Source organism: Halopseudomonas oceani (genome assembly GCF_002903165.1).
Classification (GTDB): domain Bacteria; phylum Pseudomonadota; class Gammaproteobacteria; order Pseudomonadales; family Pseudomonadaceae; genus Halopseudomonas; species Halopseudomonas oceani.
The window spans coordinates 325,533-350,953 of record NZ_PPSK01000002.1; the positions used below are offsets into that span (position 1 = coordinate 325,533).

Genomic DNA, 25,421 nt, shown 5'->3' on the forward strand with positions numbered 1-25,421 from the left:
TGCCAATAAAGCGAACAAGAGGAGATGTCTGTGAGCGCGTTTTCCCCTGTGCCGTGGTGTCTGAAGGCGCCGGTCGAGGCACCTTCGATGGAAACGGCTGATGACTGGCTGGCTAACTGGCGGCAGCTGCCGCTGAATGAGCTGTCGCCATTCGCACTGGCGGTGATGGGCGGCTTTCAGGCCGACCGCGCAGCCTGGGCCTTCAGCGCCGGATACGAGGCGGCGTTGCGGGCGATGTTCCCGCAGATCAGCGGCGGCGGGTTGCATGGCTTCAGTCTCAGCGAGGAGGGCGTTCGCAGCCCGCGTGATTTGCAGACCCTTTGGCAAGCCGACGACGCAGGTGGTATTCGCCTGAGTGGCAACAAGGGCTGGGTGCCGCTGCCCTCGCATTGCGAGGCCTACTTTGTGGTCTGCCGGGCCAGTGGACCGCAGGGCGCGCTGAGCGTGGTGTGCGTGCCGGCGACGGCCGATGGTGTCTCAATGAGCCCACGCAATCCGGCGGCCTTTATGCCGGAGCTGCCGGCCGCGCGCATGCAGTTGCAGGACGTGGTGCTGGACGCTTCAGCGATGCTGCCAGGTGATGGCTGGGCCGATTACGCCCGGCCTTTTGGCGCACTGGAGGAGCTGTATGTCAGTGCGGCACTCATGGGTTATCTGCTGCGCGAAGGGCGTGCCCGTGACTGGCCGCAGGCGATGCTGCGGCAGATGCTGGCGGCGATCACCTTACTGGAGCGGGTTGCTACTGAGGCCGGGTCCGATCAAAGCCTGGTATTGCTCGCCGGTGCCACGGAGTGGGTGCGCAGCCTGATGAACCAAGCGACGGCACAGTGGGCCGAGCAACCGGGCGATGAGGCTGGGCAGCGCTGGACCCGTGATCAGAGCGTGCAGCGTATGTGGGCTGCGTTCGGTGCCAAGCGTGGCGACCGCGCCTGGCAGGCACTGACAGCCAAGAGCTGATCAGTTGCCGGGTTCGCCAGCCAATGGTGCGGGTGCTGCCATCGCGTTGTGCTTGAACATCGGGAACAGCACTGCCAGTGGACAGGTCAGCGCTGCGATCAGGCCGGCCCACAGGGTCTTGAAGATCAGGTAGTGGCTGACGCTCAGTTGCTCGATACCGACTAGCCCCAACAGCGCGATGGTGGGTGCGGCGAACACCAGGGTTGCCATCAGACCGATGCACAGGGCCGCACCGAAGGGGCGGTCCGGCAGGTAACGAATGATCTGGCGCAGCACGCTGAAGCGCTCTGCGGGAACCGCTGGAAACTGGCCGCTGCTGACCTTGCGGCGCTGTAGCGCGATGGTGATCCAGCTTAGCAACAGGCAAAGCAAAAAGGCGGTGATCACCAGATCAACCGCGATGCCTTCCTCGCCGCGCAGGTTCAGCACGGTCTTGCCGTGCAGCAGTGCCCAGGCGATGGCACCGTTGAGCAGGGCGTTGATGACAAAGGTGGCGATAACTTCGGTTTTCAGGTGCGTCTGTATCGAGTTGCTCATGAGGGTCTCGTTGTTATCATTGTCGAACGTTAGCGCTGCCAGCCAGCCTACTGCGCAGGGCACCCCGCCACAAGCAGGCAGGGCTATGGCTGATCATCAGAGATATCCATTTTCATGTCCGTTCATTCAACTACTGCCGCTGTTGCGGCCCGTGAGATTTACCAGCTGTTTCGTGATGTCGCCCTGCAGCAGAGAACACTGACGATGGATCGCGGCCCGCGCTGGGTGGAGGTGGACACTGGCGTGGTGCGGGTGTGTATCGATGCCCACCGTGTGACGTTGTTCAAGGACGCGGGCGAGCTACATCACTGTTTGGGCTGCGAGCTGGACGATGGCCGCTTCGTGGGGCAGGAGGCCTGGGACAGCCCCGGCACCGATCCGCTCGAGTTGCTCAGTGTCTGGGAGCGAGCGCAGTTGCTGGCTGCGCTGGAGCAACTGCCGTCGCCGGATGACAGCAGAGGGTGAGCGTGAAACAATCGCTGACCCGTTGTTTTGAGGTTTCGAATCATGCCGCGTTTGTCCGTTGAGCAGCTGTCACAAGAATGGAGTCTGTTGAATCAGCGCTTCAGCGAGCAGAGCCGCCGTTTTGTCCTGAGTTTCTGCATACGGCACGCGGTCGACCTGACCGAGACCTTCTATACCGAGATGCTGGCTGATCCGGGGGCGACACTGTTCCTGTCCCATGATCAGGTTCAGGGCCGCCTGAGTCAGTCCATGCGCCGTTGGCTGGAAGGTCTGTTTGACAGCGAGAGTGAGGGCGCGCTAACGCGGATCATCGCTGAGCAGAAGAAGGTTGGAGAGGTGCACGCCCGCATCGACATCCCGGTCCATCTGGTGCTGCGTGGTGCACGTTGCCTGAAGGACCGCTTCATCGCACTGTTGCAGGAGGATTGCGAATTGTCTGATCGCGAGCACCTGGATGCGGCGCGATTGATGTCCGATACAGTGGATCTGGCCATGGAAATCATGAGCCACGCTTATTCCACCTCGCATGATCGCAATTCGCGCAACGAAGAAGCCTATCGGCTGTTCTCGGTCACCCAGAACATCGCCAGCGAGAAGGAAAGCCAACGGGCTGCGCTGTTCGACTGGGAGAATCAGTTGATGTTCGATCAGGCGGTCGGTCAGCCTGGCGAGCATCTGCCGCGTATCCTCGCTTCCGAGTTTGGTCTGTGGTTCAGACACAAGGGCGCCCATGCATTTGAAGGCGCGCCTGAAGCCCGGCAGATCATTCATGCGATGGAGCAGATTGACGACGTCATCCTGCCGTTGTTCGACAGCGACTCGGCAGAGCGAATCGCACGCCTGCGTGAGCTGCGGGAAACGGTGAAGTCAATTCACTTTAATCTGGATCACCTGTTTGAGCAGAATAACGCGCTGGAGGCCGGACGCGATGTGCTGACCCGTCTGCTCAACCGCAAGTTTCTGCCGGTGGTACTGAACCGGCAAGTCAGCCATGCCCGCAGCCACGGTACGCCGTTCTCCGTGCTGGCGCTGGATATCGATCACTTCAAGCAGATCAATGACGGCTATGGTCACGAGGCCGGGGATCGGGTTCTGCAGCAGTTGGCCTCGCTTCTGGTCAACAGTAGCCGGGCCGGGGACTATCTGTTCCGTCTGGGCGGTGAGGAGTTTCTCATGCTACTGGTCGATACCGGACTGGACGGCGCGCGTCGCGTGGCCGAGAAATTGCGTCGGGGTGTGGAGCAGGAAGTGTTTCGCTTGCCTCAGGACCGTACTATCAGTGTCACGCTCAGCGTTGGTGTGGCGTGTTTCAATGGTCACCCGGACTACCAGCAGTTGATGCGTCGTGCCGATGATGCGCTGTATCAGGCCAAGCACAGTGGCCGCAATCGGGTGGTGGTGGTCGAATAAGACTGGACTGCAGTTTTCCGGTCAGAGTAACGCCTGCTTGGGGGCCGTGAGCGTGGTGTAGAGGTCATCCCCACCGGGGTTGGTCTGCTCGATCAGGTTGATTTTCCACTGTCGTTTCCAGTGTTTCAGCTGCTTTTCGCGGGCGATGGCGCTGAGCGTGTCGGCGGCTTGTTCGAGGTACACCAGGTGATGGATTTGGTAACGCTGGGTGAAGCCGCTGACCATGCCGTTCCTGTGTTCCCAAATACGCTTTAGCAGGTTGCTGGTGACGCCGACGTACAGGGTGCCGTTGCGTTTGCTGGCGAGGATATAGACGCAGGGTTGTTTGGTCATTGAGGTGTCTTTCTTTTGGTGGGGTAGCAGGTCGCGGTGGTGGCTGATGGTGTCGCGTGACTGGATCCCCGCCTGCGCGGGGATGACGGGGAGGTTTGGATTACCGTGGTAGGCTCCACTCTGAATGCCGCTTACGTCTGGCCAACTCCGGAGCGTGGTCTTGGAAATGCTGATATATAAACCTCGTCATCCCCGCGCAGGCGGGGATCCAGATACGTGTTCGCGTTGGTGCAGTGTCTATTTTTCCCGCAGTGATTACGCTGGCACTTTTCCGTCAATGCGATAGGGTTGGCACGCAGCATCTGCTTTACTGAACGCAGCTCGTCGAGCTCGGTTCTGCCAATAACAAGAGAGCACGCTAATGCCCGCGTTACCCCGCCTGATCGATGCATCCGGCCAGCCCCGTTATGGCCTCTTCCCCGACGGGGTGGAGGAGATCAACTACCTCGATTTTGACCTGCGCACGGTGATGGACAAGCCGCGTTCGCAGCTGGCGCGGCGGTTTGGCGCGAACCAGTTTCAGTTCATCAGCCTGCTTAGCCCTGAGCTGATTGTCGGGGTGGCGATTGTCGATCTGAAGCTGGTCAGCAGTGCCTTCGTCTACCTGTTTGATCCACATACCCGGCGTTTTGACGAGTTCAGCTTTCTGCAGCCGCTGGCTCGTGGCACGACGTTCGAATCGCGGCCTGGCAGTGGTCGGGCGGTATTCGAGAAAGGGCGCAGCCGAATCACTGTGGATGCTGCCGGCGAAGCCGGCGTGCGTCAGTTGCTGGTCGAGCTGGCTGACGGCACCCGCATCGAAGCGCGGATTGACGAGGGTGCTAGCCAGCAGCCTTTGTCGATTTGTACCCGGGCCGGATATACGGGCTGGGTGTTTACCCGCAAGACCGCCGCGCGCGGCTGCTCTGGCAGCGTCAGTTGGCGCGGGCAGCAGTTTGATCTGCGCCAGCTCGGCGCGCTGGCGGCAGTCGACTGGACCACGGGCTTTATGCGCCGGGAAACATTCTGGAACTGGGGCAATTTGTCCTGCCGTTTGCCAGATGGTCGGCGGCTGGGCTTTAACTTGGCGGCCGGGGTCAACGAAACCGGGTTTACCGAGAACGGCATCTGGCTGGACGATCAACTGATTAAGGTCGATATGGTCGACTTTCAATTTGACCGCGTTAAGCCGCTTGAGCCCTGGCGGCTGTGTTCGGCTGACGGGCAGGTTGATCTGCAGTTCGAGCCGGCTGGTACCCGTCAGGAAAAGCTCAATGCACTGTTGCTGGCGTCCAATTTTAAGCAGCACTTCGGCCAGTTCAGCGGCGAGTTGCGGATTTCCGGGGAGACGCTGACGCTGGATGGCGCCTGGGGATTGGTGGAAGACCATTACGCGCGCTGGTGACTGGCTTCGCCTGCGCTGATAGCGCCCCAATCAGCAGATCCATGACGCCGCGATGCGGTTGGAATTGGGCGGCAGCCTGCCTATTCTGTCTGCTAAACGAGACACAAGACCCTCAAAGGGCTGCCCATGAAACCTGCACTTCCCGACGGCCTGATCGTCGTCGCCAAGGCTGACTGCCCGACCTGTCGACTGGTCGAGCCGCTGCTGGCCGAGATTGCCCAGGCCGGGCCGCTGACTGTCTACGCGCAGGATTCGGCCGATTACGCCGCCGACCTGCCGTCCTCCCTGTACGACAAGACGCTCGAACACTCCTTCCACCTTGGCATCGAGTTTGTGCCGACCCTGATTCGGGTCGAGAATGGCGAAGAGGTCGAGCGGACTTATGGCTGGCACAAGGAAGACTGGCGACAGCTGACCGGCCTGGCTGAGCTGGGCGAGGCGCTGCCGGTGATGCGCCCGGGTTGCGGCTCGAAGACGCTGGAGCCGGGGATTGCCGAGGAACTGGAACTGGCCTTTGGCGATATTCGCCTGCAGTCGCGCGAAATCGACATGGGCAGCGCCGAAGACCCGATGGAAGCCTGCTTCGAGCGCGGCTGGAGCGATGGCTTGCCGGTGGTGCCGCCGACCCCGGTGCGGGTGCTGCGGATGCTCAAGGGCACCAGCCGCCAGCCCGACGAGGTGGTGGGGTTGATGCCGCCGGACCTGGTGCCGGTGACGGTCGAAAAAGTCGCCATCAATGCAGTGCTGGCCGGCTGCAAACCGGAGTACATGCCGGTGCTGCTGGCCGCGCTGGAAGCGGCTCTGACCGATGAGTTCGGCCTGCACGGGCTGATCTGCACGACGATGTTCGGCAGCCCGATGATTGTGGTCAACGGCCCGGTCGCCCGCGCCATCGGCATGAATTCCGGCGTCAACGCGTTGGGGCAGGGCAACCGCGCCAACGCCACCATTGGCCGCGCGCTGCAACTGATCATCCGCAACGTCGGCGGTGGTCGCCCCGGCGAGATCGATCGTGCGACGCTGGGCAACCCCGGCAAGTACAGTTTCTGTTTTGCCGAGGCCGAAGACGCCGACTGGCTGCCGCTGGCGCAGGAGCGCGGTGTCGAAGCCGGGCGCTCGGCGGTGACGCTGTTCCCGGGTGAAGGGGTGCAGGGGATTGTCGATCAGAAGTCGCGCGACCCGGAATCCCTGGCGCGCTCTTTTGCGCTGTCGCTGCGCACCGTGGACCACGCCAAGCTGGCGATGGCCGGTGACGCGGTGCTGGTGGTGTCGCCCGAGCATGCGCGGGTATTTATCGAGGCTGGCTGGTCGAAGCAGCGGCTGCGCGAAGAGCTCGAACGGCTGTTGCTTGCGCCGGGTGCCGAGCTGGTGGCCGGTGCCGGGGGCATCGCCGAAGGTATCCCCGAACGTTTCAAGGATCAGCAGGTGCCCAAGTTCCGTCCGGGCGGGCTGCTGATCGTCCGGGCTGGCGGCACCGCCGGCCTGTTCTCAGCCATTATTGCCGGCTGGGCCGCTTCAGGCCCGGTCGGTTCGTCTCCGGTAACACGTGAGGTAACGTCATGAACCACAGCATTGTGCTCGATCCGACCGCGGAACAGGCGCCGGCGCAGCGCGCACGTCTGGCCCGTCCTGCCAGCCTTGAAGGCAAGGTGGTCGGTCTGCTCGACATTTCCAAACCACGCGGCAATGTCTTTCTCGATCGTATCGAGGAGCAGCTGGCAGCCATGGGTATTGCGGTGAAGCGCTATAACAAGCCGACCTTCACCCGCATTGCCCCGACCGAACTCAAGCAGCAGATGGCCACCGAGGTGGATCTGCTGGTGGAAGGTCTGGCCGACTGAGGGTCTTGCACGTCGTGCTGTATGCATGACATCGCAGACCTGGAGTCACGTCAGATCCCGGGAGTAGGGGTTGCCTCCAGTGAATTTGTACAGGCCGCGGCGTTGCAGTCGAAGGCCCTTGGCTTTGATCCGGCCATGGTCTTTGTTCCGCATCCGATTCAGGACCGCACCGACGATGAAATGCGCGCGCTTGCCGATGGCGCGCTGGCAGAGATTCTGCGCCTGCTGCAAAGCGGCGACGCAGACTGAGCCAAGGGTGGTCGCATGACGGCCACCTTTAACCGACCACCCGCGGTCGACCGGGTACTGACCTGGCCGCTGGTGCAGCAACTGATTGCCGATCACGGCCGCGCACTGGTGCTTGATGGTGTGCGTGCCGCGCTGCAGCTTTGGCGCGAAGGTGAGATCAGCGACGACGAGGCGCTGGTGCACTGGCTGCGTCAGCATCTGCTGGCGACGCTGGCGCCGTCCATGCGCCCGGTGTTGAACCTGACCGGCACGGTGCTGCATACCAATCTGGGCCGCGCGCCCTTGCCGCCGGAAGCGGTGGCGGCGATGAATGCGGTCGCCCTCGGGGCGAGCAATCTGGAGTTCGACCTCGCCAGTGGCCAGCGTGGCGACCGTGACGATCACGTCGAGCAGTGGATCTGCCGCCTGACCGGTGCGGAGGCCGCGACCGTGGTCAACAACAACGCCGCTGCCGTGCTGCTGGTGCTCAATGCACTGGCGAACCGCCGTGAGGTGGTGGTGTCGCGCGGTGAACTGATCGAAATCGGCGGCTCCTTCCGCCTGCCCGACATCATGGCCCGCGCCGGCTGCAAGCTGCGCGAGGTTGGCGCCACCAACCGTACCCACCCGCGCGACTACAGCGAAGCGGTGGGGCCGCGCACCGCGCTGCTGCTCAAGGCGCACACCAGCAACTACCGCATCGAAGGCTTCAGCACCGCGCTCAACGAGGCGCAGCTGGCGGCGATTGCCCGTGAGCATCAGGTGCCGCTCGCGGTCGATCTGGGCAGCGGTTCGCTGATCGACCTGCAGGCGCTGGGGCTGCCGGCCGAACCGGTGGTCGCGCAGGTGCTGGCCGAAGGCGTCGACGTGGTCACCTTCAGTGGTGACAAACTGCTCGGCGGGCCGCAGGCCGGCATCATCGCTGGCCGCGCGGACCTGATCGCGCGTATCCGCAAAAGCCCGCTCAAGCGCGCATTGCGCTGCGACAAGCTGACCCTGGCGGCGCTGGAAGCGGTGCTGCGCTTGTATGCCGACCCGGACACCCTGGTGCAGCGGGTACCGACCCTGCGCCTGCTGACCCGCAGCGCCGAGTCGATACGCCAGACCTGCGACGCGCTGTTGCCTGACCTGCAGCACTGGGCGGGTGATGGCTTTGCGGTGGATGTCTGCGCGGTCAGCAGTCAGATTGGCTCCGGTTCGCTGCCGCTCGACGTGCTGCCCAGCGCCGCGCTGCGGTTGCGCAGCACCAGCGCCAACCGCCGTGAGCGCAGCCGTGCGCTGCGTCAATTGGCCGAGCGCCTGCGTCAGCTGCCGCAGCCGGTGATTGGCCGCATTGCCGATGACAGTCTGCTGCTCGATTGTCGTTGCCTAGAAGACCCAGCGACCCTGCGCGCGGTGCTCGGAGCGGCTGAGTGATCATCGCTACCGCTGGCCATGTCGATCACGGCAAGACAACGCTGATTCGTGCCCTGACTGGCGTGGACACCGACCGGCTGGCCGAAGAAAAGCGCCGTGGGCTGACCATCGAGCTGGGGTTTGCCTGGCTGCCGAGCGAGACCGGTGAGCCGCTGGGGTTTATCGATGTGCCCGGCCACGAGCGGTTCATCGGCACCATGCTGGCGGGCGTCTCCGGGGTGGATATGGCGCTGCTGGTGGTGGCCGCTGATGATGGGGTGATGCCGCAGACCCGCGAGCATTTGGCGATTCTGCAATTGCTGGGGGTACGCGAGCTGGCGCTGGTGATCAGCCGCTGCGATCTGGTCGCTGAGGATCAATGCGAAAGCATTGCCGAACAGGTTCAGGCGCTGGCGGCCGAGGCGGGTTGGTTCAATGCGGATGTATGGCGGGTATCCAGCACCAGCGGACAGGGTATCGACGCCTTGCGTCAGTCCCTGCTGGCGCGGGCCGAACGGCGGCAGGTACGGCCAAGCGACAGCCCGGCGCGCTTTATGATCGATCGGCGCTTCAGTGTCGCCGGGGCGGGCTGTGTGGTGACCGGCACGCTGGTCAGTGGTCGCCTGCAGGTGGGTCAGAACCTCTGGCTGCATGGGCAGGAGGTGCGGGTGCGCAGCCTGCAGCGGGCGTCCAGTGAGGTCGCTGAGGTTAAAGCCGGGCAACGCTGCGCGCTCAATCTGGGTGGCGCGGTGTCGGCGGAACAGCCCCAGCGTGGCGACTGGCTGAGCGAGCAGGTACTGCCGCTGAGTGACCGGCTGGACGTTTCTCTTACACAATTGCCCGACAGCCGTTGGCACCGGGGCGTGCTGCAACTGCATCTGGGTACGGCGATCCATTCGGTGCGGGTGGTGCTGTTGGATGAGGCGGCGGGTCTGGCGCAGCTGATGCTGGAGCAGCCGGCGGCGGCGGTCTGGAGAGATCGTTTTATCATTCGCGATCCGGCGGCCAACACCACGCTGGGTGGCGGCCGGGTGCTGGACCCGCAAGGCCTGCGCCGTGGCCGCAGTCATCCGCAGCGGCTGGCATGGCTGTCAGCCTGGGCGGCCGCCAGCACGCCAGGTGAGGTCATGGCCGCAGCGCTGCAACAGGGTGCGGTGGCGTTGCCCGAACTGGCGCTGAAACTGAATCTGTCCGCCGACCAGCTTGAGCAGTTGCTGCCGGCTGAGGGCCTGATCGTGCTGGCGGCAGCCGGTCATCGGGTCGCGCTGACCGTCGAGGCCAGCGAAGCACGCTGGCAGCGGCTGGCCGAGCGTCTGGCCGACTGGCATCAGCAGCATCCCGAATTGCTCGGGCCGGGGGAGGGGCAGCTTGGGCTGGTCGGTTGTCTGCAACTGCCGTTGCCGGTGGCGCGTCAGTTGCTGCAACGCTGGCAGGCCGAGGGGCGGCTGCAACGCGCAGCCTGGGCGCTGCATTTGCCAGATCACAGGCCGCAGTTGCAGGCGGGGGATGCCGAGCTGCTGGCGCGGGTGGCTGCCGAGCTGGCACCGGGCGGGCTGCGACCGCCGATTGTCGGCGAGCTGGCCACCGCGCTGGGTATCGAGCTTGATGTGCTTAAAGCGTTCTTGCAGCGCATGCAGCGAGCGGGTGAACTGGTGGCCGTAGCACCCAACCGTTATTACCTGCCATCACAGGTGGAAGGCTTGGTAGCGGTCGCACGGCAGTTGGTGGCAGACTCGCCGTCCGGCAGTTTTAACGCCGCCGAGTACCGCGATGCCTCGGGCATCGGCCGCAACCTGACCATTCAGGTGCTGGAGTATCTGGATCGCGCCGGCGTGACCCGCTTCGTGCGTGAGCAACGTTTTCTGGTGGCAGGCTGAGCCTGCCGCCGCAATGGATGGACATCGTCCCCGGTGGGGCGCCCGGACTTCAACTCCGGTGAGATGCGCAACGCGTGTCTGGTGGGTTCGACTCCCATGTCCTTCCGCCAACTTTCCGCTCTGAGCTATTCGCCCTGGGTGTCGTAGCGCATGCACAGCTCGGCATGGCCGGTGTGCTCGTCTACTTGCTCGGCGGTGACCCTGAAACCCTGTTTTTGGTAGAAGCCGACACTGGCGTGATTGGCCTTGTAGACGGTCAACTGTAGTGACTTGCGCCGCCGCTTGGCTTCATCCAGCAGTCGAGAACCGATCCCCTGGCCCTGACGGTCAGGTGCGACAAACAGCGCTGCCAGACAGTCGTCCACCAGACAGCAGAAACCGCTAGCCCGGCCTTGATGCTCCTCCAGAAAACACTCCGAGGCAGGAATGTAGAGCGTGCGCATGTCCTCCAGCCGTGCCTGCCAGAAGGCCGGTTCGACAAAGTCATGCGCCTTGATTGAGGCGGCCAGCCAGATGTCGGCAAGCTGTTTCGTATCGTCCTGACTAGCGGCTCTGATCACCTTCCGTGCTCCCTGCAAAATGTTAAGGCGGCGATGCTACCTGAACAGCGCCAGGGCGCAAGGCGATGCAAGCACTGTCTGCCTCTGCGCCGGTCTTCTAGTCATAGGCCTGCTCTATGAGGACCTTTGTTTTTAGTTAATGGCGCAAATTGTCTCGCATGCTTAACTTGTCAACAGGTGGCAGACATACGGCCAACCCGGTTCGACCAGGGTTGCCCTGCGATGACCATGATACCCATACCTGCAGCGGAGAATGACATGAGCGACAAGAAGACTGGCGGATGCCCGGTGATGCATGGTTCCAATACCAGGCTGACTGGCCGCGGCACCATGAACAAGGACTGGTGGCCGAACCAGCTCAATCTGGCGATTCTGCATCAGCACAACCCCAAATCCGACCCGATGGGCGGTGACTTTGACTATGCGGCCGAGTTCAAAACGCTCGACCTGGCGGCGGTCAAGCAGGATATCGCTGCCGTCATGACCGACTCGCAGGACTGGTGGCCGGCCGACTACGGGCATTACGGGCCGTTGATGATTCGCATGGCCTGGCACGCCGCGGGTACCTACCGTACCGCTGACGGTCGTGGCGGCGCTTCTACCGGCAATCAGCGCTTTGCGCCGCTCAACAGCTGGCCGGACAACGGCAATCTCGACAAGGCACGCCGCCTGCTGTGGCCGGTGAAGAAAAAGTACGGTAACAAGCTGTCCTGGGCTGACCTTTACGTTCTGGCCGGCAACGTGGCGCTGGAGTCCATGGGCTTCAAAACCTTTGGCTACGGCGGTGGTCGCGCTGACATTTGGGCGCCGGAAGAAGACATCTACTGGGGCGCCGAGAGCGAATGGCTCGCCACCAGCGACAAGCCGAACAGCCGCTACTCTGGTGACCGTGACCTGGAAAACCCGTTGGCGGCAGTGCAGATGGGGCTGATTTACGTCAACCCGGAAGGTCCGGATGGCAACCCCGATCCGTTGGCATCAGCCCGTGACATTCGCGAAACCTTTGCCCGCATGGCGATGAACGACTATGAAACCGTCGCCTTGACCGCCGGCGGTCATACCTTCGGTAAAGCACACGGCGCCGGCGATGCTGCCTGTGTCGGGCCGGAGCCGGAAGCGGCGCCGATCGAGGCGATGGGCTTTGGCTGGCTGAGCAGCCACGGCAGTGGCAAGGGCAGCGATGCTATCACCAGTGGCATTGAAGGCGCCTGGACGCCAAACCCGACCCAGTGGGACATGGGCTATTTCGACGTGTTGTTCGGTTACGAGTGGGAACTGACCAAGAGCCCGGCCGGCGCCCATCAGTGGCAGGCCAAGGGGTTGGCGGACAAGGACCATGCACCGGATGCCGAGGATGCTGCCAAACGTGTTGGCATCATGATGACGACTGCCGACATGGCCATGCGCGAAGACCCGGCATACCGCAAGATCGCCGAGCATTTCCACAAGAACCCGGAAGAGTTCGCCGATGCTTTCGCCCGTGCCTGGTTTAAGCTGACTCACCGCGACATGGGGCCAAAGGTGCGCTACCTCGGCCCGGAAGTACCGGCCGAAGACCTGATCTGGCAGGATCCGGTGCCGGCGGTGGAGCACGAGCTGATCAATGCGCAGGACATCACGACGCTCAAGGCCAAGCTGCTGGCCTCGGGCCTGAGCGTAGCCGAGCTGGTATCGACCGCCTGGGCGTCTGCTTCGACCTACCGTGATTCCGACAAGCGTGGTGGCGCCAATGGTGCGCGGATTCGCCTGGCGCCCCAGAAGGACTGGGAAGCCAATCAGCCGCAGCAACTGGCGAGGGTACTCAAGGTACTGGAAGGCATCCAGGCTGACTTCAATGCCGCCGGTGCCAAGAAGGTATCGCTGGCTGACCTGATCGTGCTGGGTGGTGCCGCCGCCATTGAGAAGGCAGCGCAGGATGCCGGGCACAGCGTGTCCGTACCCTTTGCGCCGGGCCGTACCGATGCCACCGACGAGCAGACCGATGTTGAATCCTTCGAGCCGCTCAAACCCGAAGCTGATGGCTTCCGCAACTACCGCCGGACCAAATTCACCGTCTCTGACGAGGAAATGCTGGTCGACAAGGCGCAGCTGCTGGGTCTGAGTGCACCGGAGATGACCGTGCTGGTCGGTGGTCTGCGGGTTCTGGGTGCCAACCACGGCGCTAGCAAGCACGGTGTGTTTACCAGCACCCCGGGCGCGCTGACCAATGACTTCTTCGTCAATCTGGTCGATATGGATACCGCCTGGTTCCCGACTTCGGCCGATGGGGATGTGTTCGAGGGACGCTGCCGCAAGAGCGGGGCAGTAAAGTGGACCGGTACCCGGGTGGACCTGGTATTTGGTTCCAACTCGCAACTGCGGGCACTGGTCGAGGCCTACGCCCAGGATGATGCCAAGGCGAAGTTCGTTGCTGACTTCGTCGCAGCCTGGAACAAGGTGATGAACGCGGACCGGTTCGATCTGACCTGATCCCGTCGAGGTTATCCTTCCTACCCACGGGCGCCGCGAGGCGCCCGTGGCGTGTCTGTTACCTGCACCGACCTATCACGCTGGTGAATACCGTCTCACAGGAAGAAGTGTGACTGTTCCTGCGTCATTTTCTGTCTCGTTGCGCTCGGTTATCTGCCCCCTTTTCAGGGTGATTTATCTGTTTTGGCGCAGTAGCTGCGTTGCTCGCAGGTGATTGTTTTTATTTAAAGAATGAATGTTCAGTCATTTATTTGCTGCGTTGATGTCGCTATGTCTGTGCGCTAGCGATGGCTGAGACGGAGTTGCTTTATGTATCGAAGTGAGCTGTTGATACGGCCGGAATGATCGTTCATTTTTGCGTTGTGCGGTCTTGCCCGCTTGCCTATGCTCGTTGCGATCGGACCTGTGACTGCCAGGTCACGACTGGTCTGACGCCCTCACAAAAATAAAATGGAGCGTTGCATGAAACCCGGTATGGCAAAATCCCCTTTGCGTCTCAGCTATCTGAGCGCCTCTCTTATGGTGCTGGCACTGCCGCTGGCCGGCTGTCTTGGCGGCGGCGGTGGCGGAAGTGACGACAATAGTCGCACCGGTACCTTCGTCGATAGCCCGGTAGCTGGTCTCGATTACAGTGCTGGCAACCGCACTGGCACTACCAGCGCCACCGGCGACTTCAGCTACCAGCCAGGAGAAACGGTCACCTTTTCAATTGGTGACCTGGTGCTGGGCGCCGCGGCAGGTGCTGAAATGATGACCCCACTGAGCATCATGCAGGGTGCAACCGATGCATCCGACCCGCGGGTCAACAACCTGCTTATTCTGCTGCAGTCGCTGGATGCCGACGGCAACCTGAACAACGGTATCCAGATTACCGAGCAGATTCGGGCCGAGGTCTCGCTCGCGGCGGCGGGTATCAATTTTGATCAGCCGGTGGCCGACTTTCGCACGGCCATTGCTGGCCTGATCGGTGATCTTGAGACTGCCGGTGCGTTTTCCGATACCGATCCGCGTGCGCGCAAGGTGGTAGCCGCTGACGATGCCCGTGAGCACTTCAGCCGCTCGACCGGTGAGCGTATCGTCGTCACCACGAGTGCTGGCGAGCTGCGCGGTTTCGAGTCCAGCAACACGACCTGGCAGTTCCTTGGGGTGCCCTACGCCAAGCCGCCGCTGGGTGAGCTGCGCTGGCGTGCCCCGGAGCCGGCTGAGCCGTGGGAAGGCGTCCGCGATGCTGTCGCCTGGAGCGATCAGGCGGCTCAGAACGCGGCACTGGAGCGTTTCGGTGAAGGCGGTATGAGTGAAGATTCGCTCTACCTCAACGTCACCACTCCCAAGGACGCCGATAACCTGCCGGTCATGGTCTGGTTTCACGGCGGCGGTTTCACCGCGCTGACCAGCAATACCATCCCGTTCAACAACCCGGAAGCGGTTGTCAGCAAGGGCGTTGTGCAGGTCTCGGTCAACCACCGACTGGGCGCCTTCGGCTACCTGGCACACCCGGAGCTGACCGCCGAGAGCAGCTACGGCGGCTCCGGTAACTATGGTCAGATGGACCTGATCATGGCCCTGCAATGGGTTCAGGACAACATCGAGGCGTTCGGCGGCAATCCGGATAACCTGACCATTTTTGGCGAGTCCGGTGGTGGTCGCAAGGTGCTGTCGCTGATGGCGTCTCCGCAGGCCGCAGGACTGTTCCATCGCGCGATCAGCCAGAGCGGCACCCTGCGTCCGGATACCCGCACGCTGGCCGATGGTGAGGCCCTTGGCCTGACAATTCAGGAGCGCATGGGCGTCGATTCACTGGCCGAGATGCGAGAAGCGACCTGGCAGCAGGTGGCGGCAGCTGCGACGGGTAACGAGTACACCAACATCGACAACTACTACCTGCCGGTATCCGAGCGTGCGCTGTTCGAGACCGGTCAGGATAACGACGTGCCGTTCATGTTCAGCGTCAACACCAACGACACTGTGGAGCCGACCTATACGGCTATCAACGTGTTCCCCTGGATGGCACCGCTGAAAGCCCAGCCGATGTACGCGACCTTGTTTGCCCACCAACCGGCAGGCTGGCGCGCCCGCGGCATGCAGGCCTATCACGCGGCAGAGCTGGCTTATCTGTTCAACAAGCTCGATAGCGTGGTGACCCATTACCAGCTTGGTCTGGTACTGGATCCGGCGACCGGCAGCTCATTGGTGATTGGTGATCTGAACAACAACGGCGTTACTGGCTCGCGCGGTGATCCTGCAGACATCATGGCTTCAGCTGGTTTCGATGCCACTGACGAGGAGGTGATCGACCGCATGATGACCATCTGGACCAACTTCGCCAAAACCGGTAACCCGAGCATTGACGGCGAGATCAGCTATCCGGCCTACAACGCTGCCTCCGAGCCTTATGTCGAGCTGAACGAGGGCGCCGAGGCCAAGGTGTATCTGGGGGGCGCGCTCAGCGATGACTGAGTGCAGCGCAGATAACGCAAACAATCTTAGGTTGGTTCTCGACCCACCGGCTGCAACGGCAGCCCGGTGTGGTCGCTGAAGATGCAACAGGGAGTATCACATGGCTATTTCAAGACTGCGTAAACCGGCGCGTGTAGCCGCGCTGGGAGTCGGTTTGACCCCGCTGTTTCTGGCCTTGACGGGATGTCTGGGCGGTGGTGGCGGTGGCTCTGATGGTGATGCCACGCGCACCGGGGTGTTTGTTGACAGTCCGGTCGCCGGACTGGATTACGAGGGCAGTAAAACGCCTGCCGGACAGACCGATGCCGAGGGAGGATTCCGCTACCAGGCGGATGAAACCATTCGCTTCTTCATCGGCGATCTGGCGTTGGGGGCGGCAGTCGGTGCCCCGGAATTGACGCCGCTGAGTGTTGTCTCCGGAGCGGAGTCTGCGACTGATCAGCGGGTCACCAATCTGCTGATTTTGCTGCAGAGCATCGATGCCGATGGCAACCTGAATAACGGTATTCAGATCACCCACGAGATCCGCCAGGAAGTCTCGTTCAATGCTGGCAATATTGACTTTGACCAACCCAGTGCTGATTTCCGCGCCAGCCTGACGGCCATGCTGGAACGGCTGGATGACGTCGGTGCGTTCACCGATACCGATCCGCGTGCTCGTGCGGTTGTTGATGCCGCTGACGCTCTGGCGCATTTTCAGCGTTCGACCGGCGCGCGTGTTGAAGTCGAGACCACCGGTGGCACCTTGCGCGGATTTGAAGCCAACGCCTCGACCTGGCAGTTCCTCGGGGTTCCCTATGCCAAGCCCCCGTTGGGTGAGTTGCGCTGGCGCCCGCCGCAGCCGGCCGAGCCGTGGGAAGGTGTGCGTGAAGCGACGTCCTGGGCGGACCAGTCAGCGCAGGACTACACCCTAGAGCGGGTCAATGAAGGGGGCATGAGCGAAGATTCGCTTTACCTCAATATCACCGCACCCAAGGATGCTGACAACCTGCCGGTCATGGTTTGGTTCCACGGCGGTTCGTTCGCCATCCTGTCGGCCAACTCGCCGCAGTACAACAACCCCAACGGACTGGTCACCAAGGGCGTGGTGCAGGTCAGCGTCAATCACCGACTGGGGCCATTCGGTTACATTGCCCATCCGTTGCTGAGTGCCGAGAGTGGCTATGGCGCCTCTGGCAACTACGGCCAGATGGACCTGGTCATGGCGCTGGAGTGGATTCGCGACAATATCGCCGCCTTTGGCGGTGACCCGGGCAATGTCACCATTTTCGGCCAGTCCGGCGGCGGCGGTAAGGTCTATTCGTTGATGAACTCGCCGCAGGCGGTTGGGCTGTTCCACAAGGCGATCGTGCAGAGTGGCGTCGCACCGTTGGAGACCGACAGCTCGCCTGCCGATTCGCTGGCGGTATCTGAAGCCATTGGTGAGGCACTGTTCGAGCGGGTTGGGGTATCCACCCTGGAGCAAGCGAGGGCGTTACCCTGGACGGCGTTTGCCAAGGCGGATCTGGATAACGACATCCCGCGGCAGACCTATCGCCCCAACTCGGATAATTACTATCTGCCCAACACCTATTACGACAATGTTCAGCAGGGCATGCCCAGCGATGTACCGTTGATGGCTGGGGTGACCAATGGTGACTACACCACGATACGCGGGGCATTGCCGATCTGGTTGCAGCAGCGTAGTGCCGACTATCAGTCCAATCAGTACATCTATCGCTTCAGCCGGGTGCCGCCGGGCTGGGATGATCTGGGGCTGAGCAGTTGCCATGGCTGTGAGCTGCCGTACCTGTTCAATTACCCGGCCGGTATGGTGCAGAACTACCTGCTGGGGCTGGTATTGACCGATGCCTACACCCGGCCGCAGATCGGTGACCTGAACAACAACGGTGTGACCGGGACCCAGGGCGACGCAGCGGATATCTACGCCTCCATGCGCTGGGGCGCGCAGGATATGGCCATGGCCGATTTGCTGATGACCCAGTGGAGCAACTTCGCCCGTACTGGCGACCCGAGTACCGAAACGCTGGCCTGGACGCCCTACAGTCTGGCAAACGATGCCCTGATGGAGCACGGCAATGACGGTGTCGCGGCGATGACCACCGGAGTCGCCGAGACTCCCTGAGCCTTTTGTATCGTGCGTGGGCTGTGAGAGCAGCCCTTCTGGCCAGATGGCCTGATCCGGTGCCCGCGTTGGTGGGCACCGGTTTTTTTGTTCTGTTCGGAAGATCGGCGGTGCTACAGAATATTCCGCCAATGTGGTTCGCCGAATACTCGGATGGTGGAGTGTGCACTGGGGGGACGTCCCGTTTACGCGGGCAAGCAGCCACCCTTGGCTCGCCGTGAAGGCGAAAGGCTGATGCAACATCAGCGCGATACAGGAAGTGGTTCTGCTACCTGTGCTTGGCCAAGTCGGCGTTGGAGCTCTGCCAGCCTGAGGGCAGCTCCCATGCTCACCCGGGATGAACCGTTTACCCGGCGGCCTTCAGTCGGTGTTCCCACAACCGGCGCGCCAGGCGACGCATGTTCGGAATCTCGTCGGTTTCATCGAGGATCGGACGACCGATAAGGGTCTCGATGATGTCTTCCATGGTTACCAGGCCGCACCAGCTGCCGAACTCGTCGTAGACCAGACACAAATGCTGCTGCTCCTTGAGCATCTGGGTCATCAGCGCCTCGATATTCTGGCTGTCCTGCACGACCTTGACGGGCTTCATCAGGGTCGATATCGCAGCGTTCCGGTCATCGGTTGCCAGCAGGTCTACGCGAAACAGCACACCCAGCGGGGTTTCCTGCTCATCCAGCACCGGATAACGCGAGAACTGACCGTGCTGGACGCGCTGGCGTGCCTGCGTAACTGTCAGATTCGGGCCCAGTACTTCGCTGACGGTACGCGGTGTCATGATGTCGCGTACTCGGATGGTGTGCAGGTCCAGCACGTTTTGAATCATTCGCTGCTCGTCTTCATCCAGCGATTTGAGCTCCTGACCGAGCGCGGCCAGCGCCTTGATTTCGGCGCGCAGGTCATGCTCCGGCGCCTTGCCACCGAGACAGCGGGTCACCAGATCAGATAGCAGAATGAATGGTTTGAGCAACAGAATCATGCTGTTCAGCACACCGGGCATCAGCGGTGCCAGTGCCGGCCAATAGCGAGCGCCCAACGTCTTGGGCAGGATTTCTGAGCCCAGCAGGATCAGCAGGGTCATGATCGCGGAAGCGACGCCCAGATAGCCGTCACCGAACACGATTGTCACCTGTGCACCAACGCCAGTGGCGCCAACGGTATGGGCGACGGTGTTAAGGGTCAGGATGGCCGCCAGCGGTTGGTCGACGTTCTCCTTCAGCTGCTTCAGGCGTGGGTACAGGTTCGGGCGCTCGGACTTTTGTCGGGCGATGAAACTAGGTGTCATCGACAGCAGTGCCGCTTCGAGGATGGAACAGATGAAGGAAACCAGAATGGAGAGGACAGCAAACGCTATCAGAAGGGACATGGGGATCTTGAGTGGCCAATGATGCGCCTAGTATACGACCGGTCGATTCCGGCTCAATTGTCTGGCTGATTCAGGATGTTTCCAGTCTCTGAGTGCCGGTGCCGCCACCTGTGCCTGGTTCGGGATACCTACCAGGCCGGATGCTCTCGGCGATCCGGCACCGGCGCTATGCTGCGTCGCTGTTGGCTGCGAACAAGGCTTCAAAGGTGTCCATGTCGAGCGCGGCGATGATCTTCTGTTGGTCATCGAGAATTTCGTACATCACACCTTCGGTACCGCGGATGCTGAACAGCACCAGGGTGCCGCCATCGCCGCCGCACTCGCGGTGGGGCGTGGTGTCTGGCTGGCTGATGGTGTAGCTGCCGGTTGGGCGGGTTTCTTTCAGCTCGCCGTTGGCGTGAAACAGCTGATGCTCACCGCGAATAACGAAGGTGTGGTTCACCGCGCAATGTCGGTGCAGCACGATGGGATCGTGGGCGTGAAAGTGAAATAGTACGTCGACCAGCTGGTTGGGGCGGTCGACACTGAGAATGCAGTAGTCGAAGTTCTCGAAGCCCGGCAGTTGGTGCCAGCGGATGTGGTTCAGATCAAGAGTGTGCATGGTTACGTCCTTTTGTTGTTGTGGCACTGCGGTTATCAGCGCTGTGGCATCCAGTCACTGACGATGATGTTGTCAGCACGCTTGGCGCGTTCGGCCTTTTTGCGTGCACTGATCTGCGCGACGCACTGGTCTTCGTTATTGAGGATCACGATGCACTCCAGGCACTGAATGCACTCGTCGTAGTCGATGGTGCCGCTGCGTTTGATCGCCCCGATCTCGCACTTGTTGTGGCAGTGTTGGCAGGGTTTGCCGCAGGCGTCGATGCGCGTCAGCCAGGAGAACAGGCGCAACCGGCCGAGGATCGCCAGGCCAGCGCCGAGGGGGCAGACATAGCGGCAGTAAAACTTGTGTACGAACAGGCCGATACCCAGCAGCAGCACCGCGTACAGCACAAACGGCCAACTGCGCACGAACACCAGGGTGATTGAGGTCTTGAAGGGCTCCACTTCGGCCAGCCGCTCGGCCAGCGTCAGTGAGTAGAAAGCGGTTGGGACCAGGCCGATCAGAATCAGGTATTTCAGCCACTGCAGTCTGTGGTGCCAGCGCTCGCTGATCTTCCACTGGCGCAGGTGCAGCTTCTTCGCCAGCCAGCTGACCATCTCCTGCAGTGCACCAAAGGGGCAAAGCCAGCCGCAGAACAGGCCGCGCCCCCAAAGGAACAGGCTGATGAAGGTAAAGGTCCAGAGGATGAATATCACCGGGTCCATCAGAAAAACGGTGATGTCGAAGTCATGCCATATGGCGAGCAGCAGGGTGAAAATATTGACCACCGAGAGCTGGCCCTGGGCGTAGAACCCGATGAACAGCAGGGTGAACAGCAGGAAGCCGGCGCGCAGCAGGTGAAAGCCGCGGGCGTGCCGGCTGACCCGCTGCTGATAGATGAATAGCGCGGTGACCAGCGCGAGCGACAGCAGCAGAGCGCCAATTTGCCAGGCACGTTGCTGCCACATCTGCAGCCAGATTGGCGTGGGGGCGGCAACGGCGCTGGCTTCTTGCAACTCGAACAGTTCCGGCTCCAGTGTCAACGCTTGCTCGAAGTGGCTTTGCTGCTCGCTCAGCGGGTTACGGCGCAGGGTGACGTTGAGCTGCAGCGCGGCAGGCTCCACCGGATTGAAGGCCGCGTGGGTCTTGATGCGGAAGATGTTGGCCCGCCAGTCGCCGGGCGGTGCTGCCAGCAGCGGCAGCAGGATGCCGTTATTGAAGTTCATGTCGTGCAGCTCGATCGCCTTGCCGTGTTGCAGCAGGTTGATGCGACTGGGTGCGGTGGCGGGAATGAAATCCTCCGGCACATGCGGGTACTGGCCGCGTGAGAGCACCAGCAACGCCTGCTCGCCTGGCAGCAGTTCGTCTTGCAGCTGACTGAAGGTGTCGTCGCCGAGCAGGTTACGGCCAGTGATCGGCGTGTTCAGGTACGCGAAGTACAGCTCACTGAAAGGCCGCTCGGTCGTGTCGGAAAAGTCCGGATACAGGTTCAGGCTGCTACCCAGTGCTGCTTCCACTGTGGGCGTATCCAGTTGCCAGTGCTGCAACAACCCTCGAGTCAGCAACTGCTGCCAGTCCAGTGGCTCGAACAGCTCGGGACGGGCAACGGCCTGTGGTCCCTGGGCAAAATCCGGCAGCAGCGCGCGGGCAACGGTCATCGCCGATTGCAGTACTGTTTCGTTGAGGATGACGACCGACACGGTGGCCTTGCTGACCCCGTCGATGTAACCCACCGCATCGCCATCGACGCTGCCGCCGTGGGTGCTGCCGACGACGATGGGTGTGGCGATATTGCGCCCGGCGTACTGGTCGGCGAAGTCGAACAGCGCCTGTTCACCCAGGCCATGCAGGAACACCGGTTCATGGTGCTCGAGCACGGTCACACCGGTTAACTTGCCTTCCGGGGTCATGCCGATCAGCAGCCGAATCGGCTTGCCGGAAAAGCCCTGCAGGCTGGAATAGTCGGTCGACTCGAAGGCATAGCCGAGCAGTTGATCCAGCTGAAACGCCTGATAGACGGGAGGCGTGCCCTGTTTTTCGATCAGCCGGGTGGCACTGGGGAACAGTTGCTGCACCGCCGGCTGCCAGTCGCGCGCACTTTGGGGTTCGGCGCGCAGGGCGGAGCCAAGCAGGCACAGCAGGCAGACCAGCAGTAGCTGCCGGAGCATTGGGCGACGGGCAGACATGGCGACTCATCCTTGTTGTTGTGCTCCCATGCTGGCGAGCACAGGGGCAGGGGAGCCATCCAACTTAGGGGCCGAGCCGTTGCTACTTCAGTCTTAGTTCGCTGCCTGGCGGCTTATAAACGGGACCGCTTTGGGGTAGTCTGCCGGAACCGCCTGCGTCGCTCTGCAGCGCCTTCTGGAGCACGCAGCATTACAACAACAACGCGGATGCCAGAGCATGTCCTACGATGTCAGCCAGTTGCGCAAGTTCGTCACGCCCGAGATCATCTTCGGTGCAGGGTCGCGCAAAACCGTCGCCAATTACGCCTCTACCTTCGGTGCCCGCAAGGTGCTGCTGGTGTCGGACCCGGGAGTCCAGGCTGCCGGGTGGGTGGTCGATGTCGAGCAAAGTCTGATGGAGCAGGGTATCGACTATGTGTTGTTTACCCAGGTCTCTGCCAATCCGCGCACCGAAGAGGTCATGCATGGCGCCGAGGTGTACCGCGCAGCCGGTTGCAATGTGATCGTTGCCATTGGTGGCGGCAGCCCGATTGACTGCGCCAAGGCCATTGGCATTGCCGTGGCGCATGACCGGCATATCCTGGAGTTTGAAGGGGTCGATACCATTCGGGCCCCGATTCCGCCGCTGATCTGCATCCCGACCACCGCCGGCACCTCGGCCGATGTGTCGCAATTCGTGATCATTTCCGATCAGCAGGAGAAGGTGAAATTCTCCATCATCAGCAAGGCGGTGGTGCCGGACGTGTCGCTGATCGATCCGGAAACCACGTCAACCATGGACACCTTCCTGTCTGCCTGTACCGGAATCGACGCCATGGTGCACGCCATCGAGGCCTTCGTATCGACCGGCAGCGGGCCGATGACCGACGCCCACGCCCTAGAGGCGATGCGCCTGCTTAACAGCAATCTGGTGCAGATGATTCAGAACCCGCAGGACATTGCCGTGCGCGAGCAGATCATGCTCGGCAGCCTGCAGGCGGGGCTGGCGTTTTCCAACGCCATTCTCGGCGCAGTACACGCCATGTCACACAGCCTCGGCGGCTTTCTCGACCTGCCGCATGGGCTGTGCAACGCGATCCTGGTCGAACACGTGGTGGCGTTCAATTTCGACGCCGCACCCGAGCGCTTCAAGGTGATTGCCAATACCCTGGGTATCGACACCCGTGGCCTGACTACGCCGCAGGTTCGGCAGCGGCTGGTGCAGCATGTGATCGATCTCAAGCAGGCGATGGGCTTCCATCAGAGTCTTCGCATGCACGGGGTCAGTAACAGCGATCTGCGCACCCTGTCGCTGCACGCGATGGACGATCCCTGCATTCTTACCAATCCGCGCGAGTCCAGCCTGAAGGATGTCGAGGTGGTCTATGCAGAAGCCCTCTGATCCGCGCCGTGAGGTGCTGACAGGGCTGCTGGGACTGGGGTCGCAGTCCTCGCGCAAGAGCTACTACCCGGAGCTGCTGGCGCGATTGGAAGAGCTGGAGGACGAACGCAATCGCTACAAATGGCTGTTCGAAAATGCAGTGCACGGGATTTTTCAGGCCAGCCTGGGTGATGGCTTGCGGGCGGCCAACCAGTCGCTGGCGCGGATGCTTGGCTATGACTCGGTTAGCGCGCTGGTGGACGCCCGGCGTTCGCTGGCAGAGCAATTTTTTATCGGAGGTTCCGAGGAGTTCCAGCGCATTCGTCATCACCTGCTACGCAAGGGCGAACTGAGCGGCTACGAAACCCGGCTACGCCGTGCCGATGGGAGCCTGATGGACGTACGCATGAATATTTTGCTGCGCCCTGACGCCTCCGACCATGTGATCGAAGCCTTTGTTGCTGATGTGACCGAGCGCAAGCAGGCGCAGCAGGCAATGCAGCAACTGAATGATGAGCTGGAGCAGCGGGTTCAGCAGCGTACCCGGGAGCTGGAAACACTGAACGAAAGCCTGCGTTTCGAGATCATTGAGCACGAGCGCACTCAGGGGGAGTTGCGCAAGGCGCGGGATGCTGCCGAGCAGGCCAATCGCAGCAAGGGCCGTTATCTGGCCGCAGCCAGTCACGACCTGCTGCAACCGCTTAATGCTGCGCGGCTGCTGATCTCCACGCTGCGCGAAACTCCCTTGGAGGAGGGCGCGGGTCTGCTGGTCGAGCGCTCGCACACGGCATTGGAAAGTGCCGAGGATATGCTCAGCGATTTGCTGGACATCTCGCGGCTGGACCAGCCGAATCTGCAGCCCGATTGTGGCGACTGCGCGGTGGCCGACATTCTGGAGCCCCTGCTCAGTGAGTTCGGCAGCGTGGCCGAAGCCGCCGGGGTTGGCCTGCGAGGCCGCTTTGGTGATCAGGTGGTGCGTACCGACTACCGTCTGCTCAGTCGCATCCTGCGCAATTTCATCAGCAACGCGATTCGCTACACGGACCGTGGCGGCGTGCTGGTTGGCTGCCGGGTTCGCGGCAGTGAGCTGTGTATCCAGGTCTGGGATACAGGCCGCGGTATCGCCCGCGGCGACTTCAAGCGCATTTTCCAGGAGTTCAATCAGCTGGACGTGGATCGTGCCGACCAGCGCCGCGGCGTTGGGCTCGGGTTAGCGATTGTTGATCGCATCGCCCGGCTGCTGAATGCCCGCATCGAGGTGCAGTCGCGCCTGGGGCGGGGCTCGATGTTTGCGGTCAGTATTCCGCTGGCCGTCGCAGGCCCGCATCGCAGCGATGCCCCAGCCAGCCAACTCCTTAGTTCTATTGAGGTGCCGCTGCAAGGACGGCGGATGCTGGTGCTGGATAATGAGCAGATCATTCTGCAGAGCATGCGCGGGCTGTTGGAGCAGTGGGGCGCCGAGGTGCTCACTGCGGTCGACCTGGAGCAGGCTCAGGCGGTGCTTGGTGAACAGCCGCCGGACGCGCTGCTGGTGGATTTTCACCTTGATGGCGGGCGCACCGGTGGTGAGGCGGTGACGGCGCTGCGTGCCCGCTTCGCCAGCGAACTGCCGGCGATCATGATCACGGCCGATCGCGGTGGGGCCTGTCGTCAGGTGGCGCGTGAGCTGGATATCATGGTGCTCAACAAGCCGCTGAAGGCAGGCAAGTTGCGGGCTGCTCTCGGCACACTGCTCAGTAGTAACGACTAGACTGAGCGCGCAGTTGCAGAGAACGGCCAGTAACCATGCTGTAACAATTGTTTCGGCAGCGTTGCATTGTCATCAAAGGGACTCGGCTGTGTCGTCGGAACGCCGCTGAAAGTTCATCGTTCATTGCCTGATCTGTCA

19 protein-coding genes and 1 tRNA gene are annotated in these 25,421 nt (G+C 62.0%); 14 read left to right on the forward strand and 6 right to left on the reverse strand.

Translation table 11 applies throughout. The features are described from left to right. The first annotated feature begins 30 nt into the window (after positions 1–30). The gene (locus C1949_RS03730) at positions 31–957 is read left to right on the forward strand and encodes an acyl-CoA dehydrogenase family protein (protein ID WP_170062991.1); all 927 of its coding nucleotides are present in this window, start codon (positions 31–33) and stop codon (positions 955–957) included. On the opposite strand, the gene C1949_RS03735 is transcribed toward C1949_RS03730, so the two are convergent. After that, positions 958–1,494, reverse strand: coding sequence for a hypothetical protein (locus C1949_RS03735; protein WP_104737126.1), 537 nt, complete (start codon positions 1,492–1,494; stop codon positions 958–960). Positions 1,495–1,608: 114 nt separating this feature from the next. Between C1949_RS03735 and C1949_RS03740 the strand changes: the two genes are divergently transcribed. Then, positions 1,609–1,959, forward strand: coding sequence for a DUF7693 family protein (locus C1949_RS03740; protein ID WP_104737127.1), 351 nt, complete (start codon positions 1,609–1,611; stop codon positions 1,957–1,959). 42 nt (positions 1,960–2,001) lie between these two features. Then, the gene (locus C1949_RS03745; RefSeq protein WP_104737128.1) at positions 2,002–3,369 is read left to right on the forward strand and encodes a diguanylate cyclase; all 1,368 of its coding nucleotides are present in this window, start codon (positions 2,002–2,004) and stop codon (positions 3,367–3,369) included. Between the two features lie 21 nt (positions 3,370–3,390). On the opposite strand, the gene C1949_RS03750 is transcribed toward C1949_RS03745, so the two are convergent. After that, a complete protein-coding gene (locus tag C1949_RS03750) occupies positions 3,391–3,702 on the reverse strand; it encodes a GIY-YIG nuclease family protein (RefSeq protein WP_104737129.1) in 312 nt (103 codons plus the stop codon). A 361-nt stretch (positions 3,703–4,063) separates the two neighbouring features. On the opposite strand from C1949_RS03750, the gene C1949_RS03755 reads away from it, so the two are divergent. The 6 genes from C1949_RS03755 (at position 4,064) to C1949_RS19385 (ending at position 10,537) form a co-directional block, all read left to right on the forward strand. Further along, positions 4,064–5,086, forward strand: coding sequence for a DUF2804 domain-containing protein (locus C1949_RS03755; RefSeq protein ID WP_104737130.1), 1,023 nt, complete (start codon positions 4,064–4,066; stop codon positions 5,084–5,086). A 126-nt stretch (positions 5,087–5,212) separates the two neighbouring features. After that, entirely contained in the window at positions 5,213–6,649 is a 1,437-nt protein-coding gene (locus tag C1949_RS03760; RefSeq protein WP_104737131.1) for a thioredoxin family protein, read from the forward strand. Continuing rightward, complete coding sequence (locus C1949_RS19730; protein ID WP_280527924.1) at positions 6,646–7,176, forward strand: UGSC family (seleno)protein; 531 nt, start codon at positions 6,646–6,648, stop codon at positions 7,174–7,176. Before C1949_RS03760 ends, C1949_RS19730 begins: the two co-directional genes overlap by 4 nt. Before the next feature lie 15 nt (positions 7,177–7,191). Next, complete coding sequence (gene selA, locus C1949_RS03775; RefSeq protein WP_104737133.1) at positions 7,192–8,571, forward strand: L-seryl-tRNA(Sec) selenium transferase; 1,380 nt, start codon at positions 7,192–7,194, stop codon at positions 8,569–8,571. Further along, positions 8,568–10,427, forward strand: coding sequence for a selenocysteine-specific translation elongation factor (selB, locus tag C1949_RS03780; protein WP_104737134.1), 1,860 nt, complete (start codon positions 8,568–8,570; stop codon positions 10,425–10,427). Before selA ends, selB begins: the two co-directional genes overlap by 4 nt. Positions 10,428–10,442: 15 nt before the next feature. Next, positions 10,443–10,537: transfer RNA gene (locus C1949_RS19385), tRNA-Sec, on the forward strand. Between the two features lie 15 nt (positions 10,538–10,552). On the opposite strand, the gene C1949_RS03785 is transcribed toward C1949_RS19385, so the two are convergent. Then, a complete protein-coding gene (locus C1949_RS03785) occupies positions 10,553–10,987 on the reverse strand; it encodes a GNAT family N-acetyltransferase (protein WP_104737135.1) in 435 nt (144 codons plus the stop codon). Between the two features lie 258 nt (positions 10,988–11,245). Between C1949_RS03785 and katG the strand changes: the two genes are divergently transcribed. The 3 genes from katG to C1949_RS03800 all read left to right on the forward strand — a co-directional run bounded on the left by katG (position 11,246) and on the right by C1949_RS03800 (position 18,038). Continuing rightward, positions 11,246–13,456 carry a catalase/peroxidase HPI gene (gene katG / locus C1949_RS03790; protein ID WP_188656514.1) on the forward strand — a complete coding sequence of 737 codons (2,211 nt, stop codon included), beginning with the start codon at positions 11,246–11,248 and terminating at the stop codon, positions 13,454–13,456. Between the two features lie 474 nt (positions 13,457–13,930). Continuing rightward, positions 13,931–15,913, forward strand: a complete 1,983-nt coding sequence (locus C1949_RS03795) for a carboxylesterase/lipase family protein (protein WP_170062992.1) — start codon at positions 13,931–13,933, stop codon at positions 15,911–15,913. 100 nt (positions 15,914–16,013) lie between these two features. Then, positions 16,014–18,038, forward strand: coding sequence for a carboxylesterase/lipase family protein (locus C1949_RS03800; protein ID WP_104737137.1), 2,025 nt, complete (start codon positions 16,014–16,016; stop codon positions 18,036–18,038). Between the two features lie 346 nt (positions 18,039–18,384). On the opposite strand, the gene C1949_RS03805 is transcribed toward C1949_RS03800, so the two are convergent. From C1949_RS03805 to C1949_RS03815, 3 genes are all read right to left on the reverse strand, one after another. After that, entirely contained in the window at positions 18,385–19,404 is a 1,020-nt protein-coding gene (locus C1949_RS03805; RefSeq protein ID WP_104737138.1) for a CNNM domain-containing protein, read from the reverse strand. A gap of 166 nt (positions 19,405–19,570) precedes the next feature. Further along, the gene (locus C1949_RS03810; protein ID WP_104737139.1) at positions 19,571–20,005 is read right to left on the reverse strand and encodes a regulator; all 435 of its coding nucleotides are present in this window, start codon (positions 20,003–20,005) and stop codon (positions 19,571–19,573) included. A gap of 35 nt (positions 20,006–20,040) precedes the next feature. Continuing rightward, positions 20,041–22,173 (reverse strand): NosR/NirI family protein, encoded by a 2,133-nt coding sequence (locus C1949_RS03815; RefSeq protein WP_104737140.1) that lies wholly within the window; start codon positions 22,171–22,173, stop codon positions 20,041–20,043. Positions 22,174–22,390: 217 nt separating this feature from the next. On the opposite strand from C1949_RS03815, the gene ercA reads away from it, so the two are divergent. Continuing rightward, positions 22,391–23,554, forward strand: coding sequence for an alcohol dehydrogenase-like regulatory protein ErcA (gene ercA, locus C1949_RS03820; protein ID WP_104737141.1), 1,164 nt, complete (start codon positions 22,391–22,393; stop codon positions 23,552–23,554). Continuing rightward, positions 23,538–25,283, forward strand: a complete 1,746-nt coding sequence (locus C1949_RS03825; protein ID WP_104737142.1) for a PAS domain-containing hybrid sensor histidine kinase/response regulator — start codon at positions 23,538–23,540, stop codon at positions 25,281–25,283. The genes ercA and C1949_RS03825 overlap by 17 nt, the downstream gene beginning before the upstream one ends. Positions 25,284–25,421: the final 138 nt, after the last annotated feature.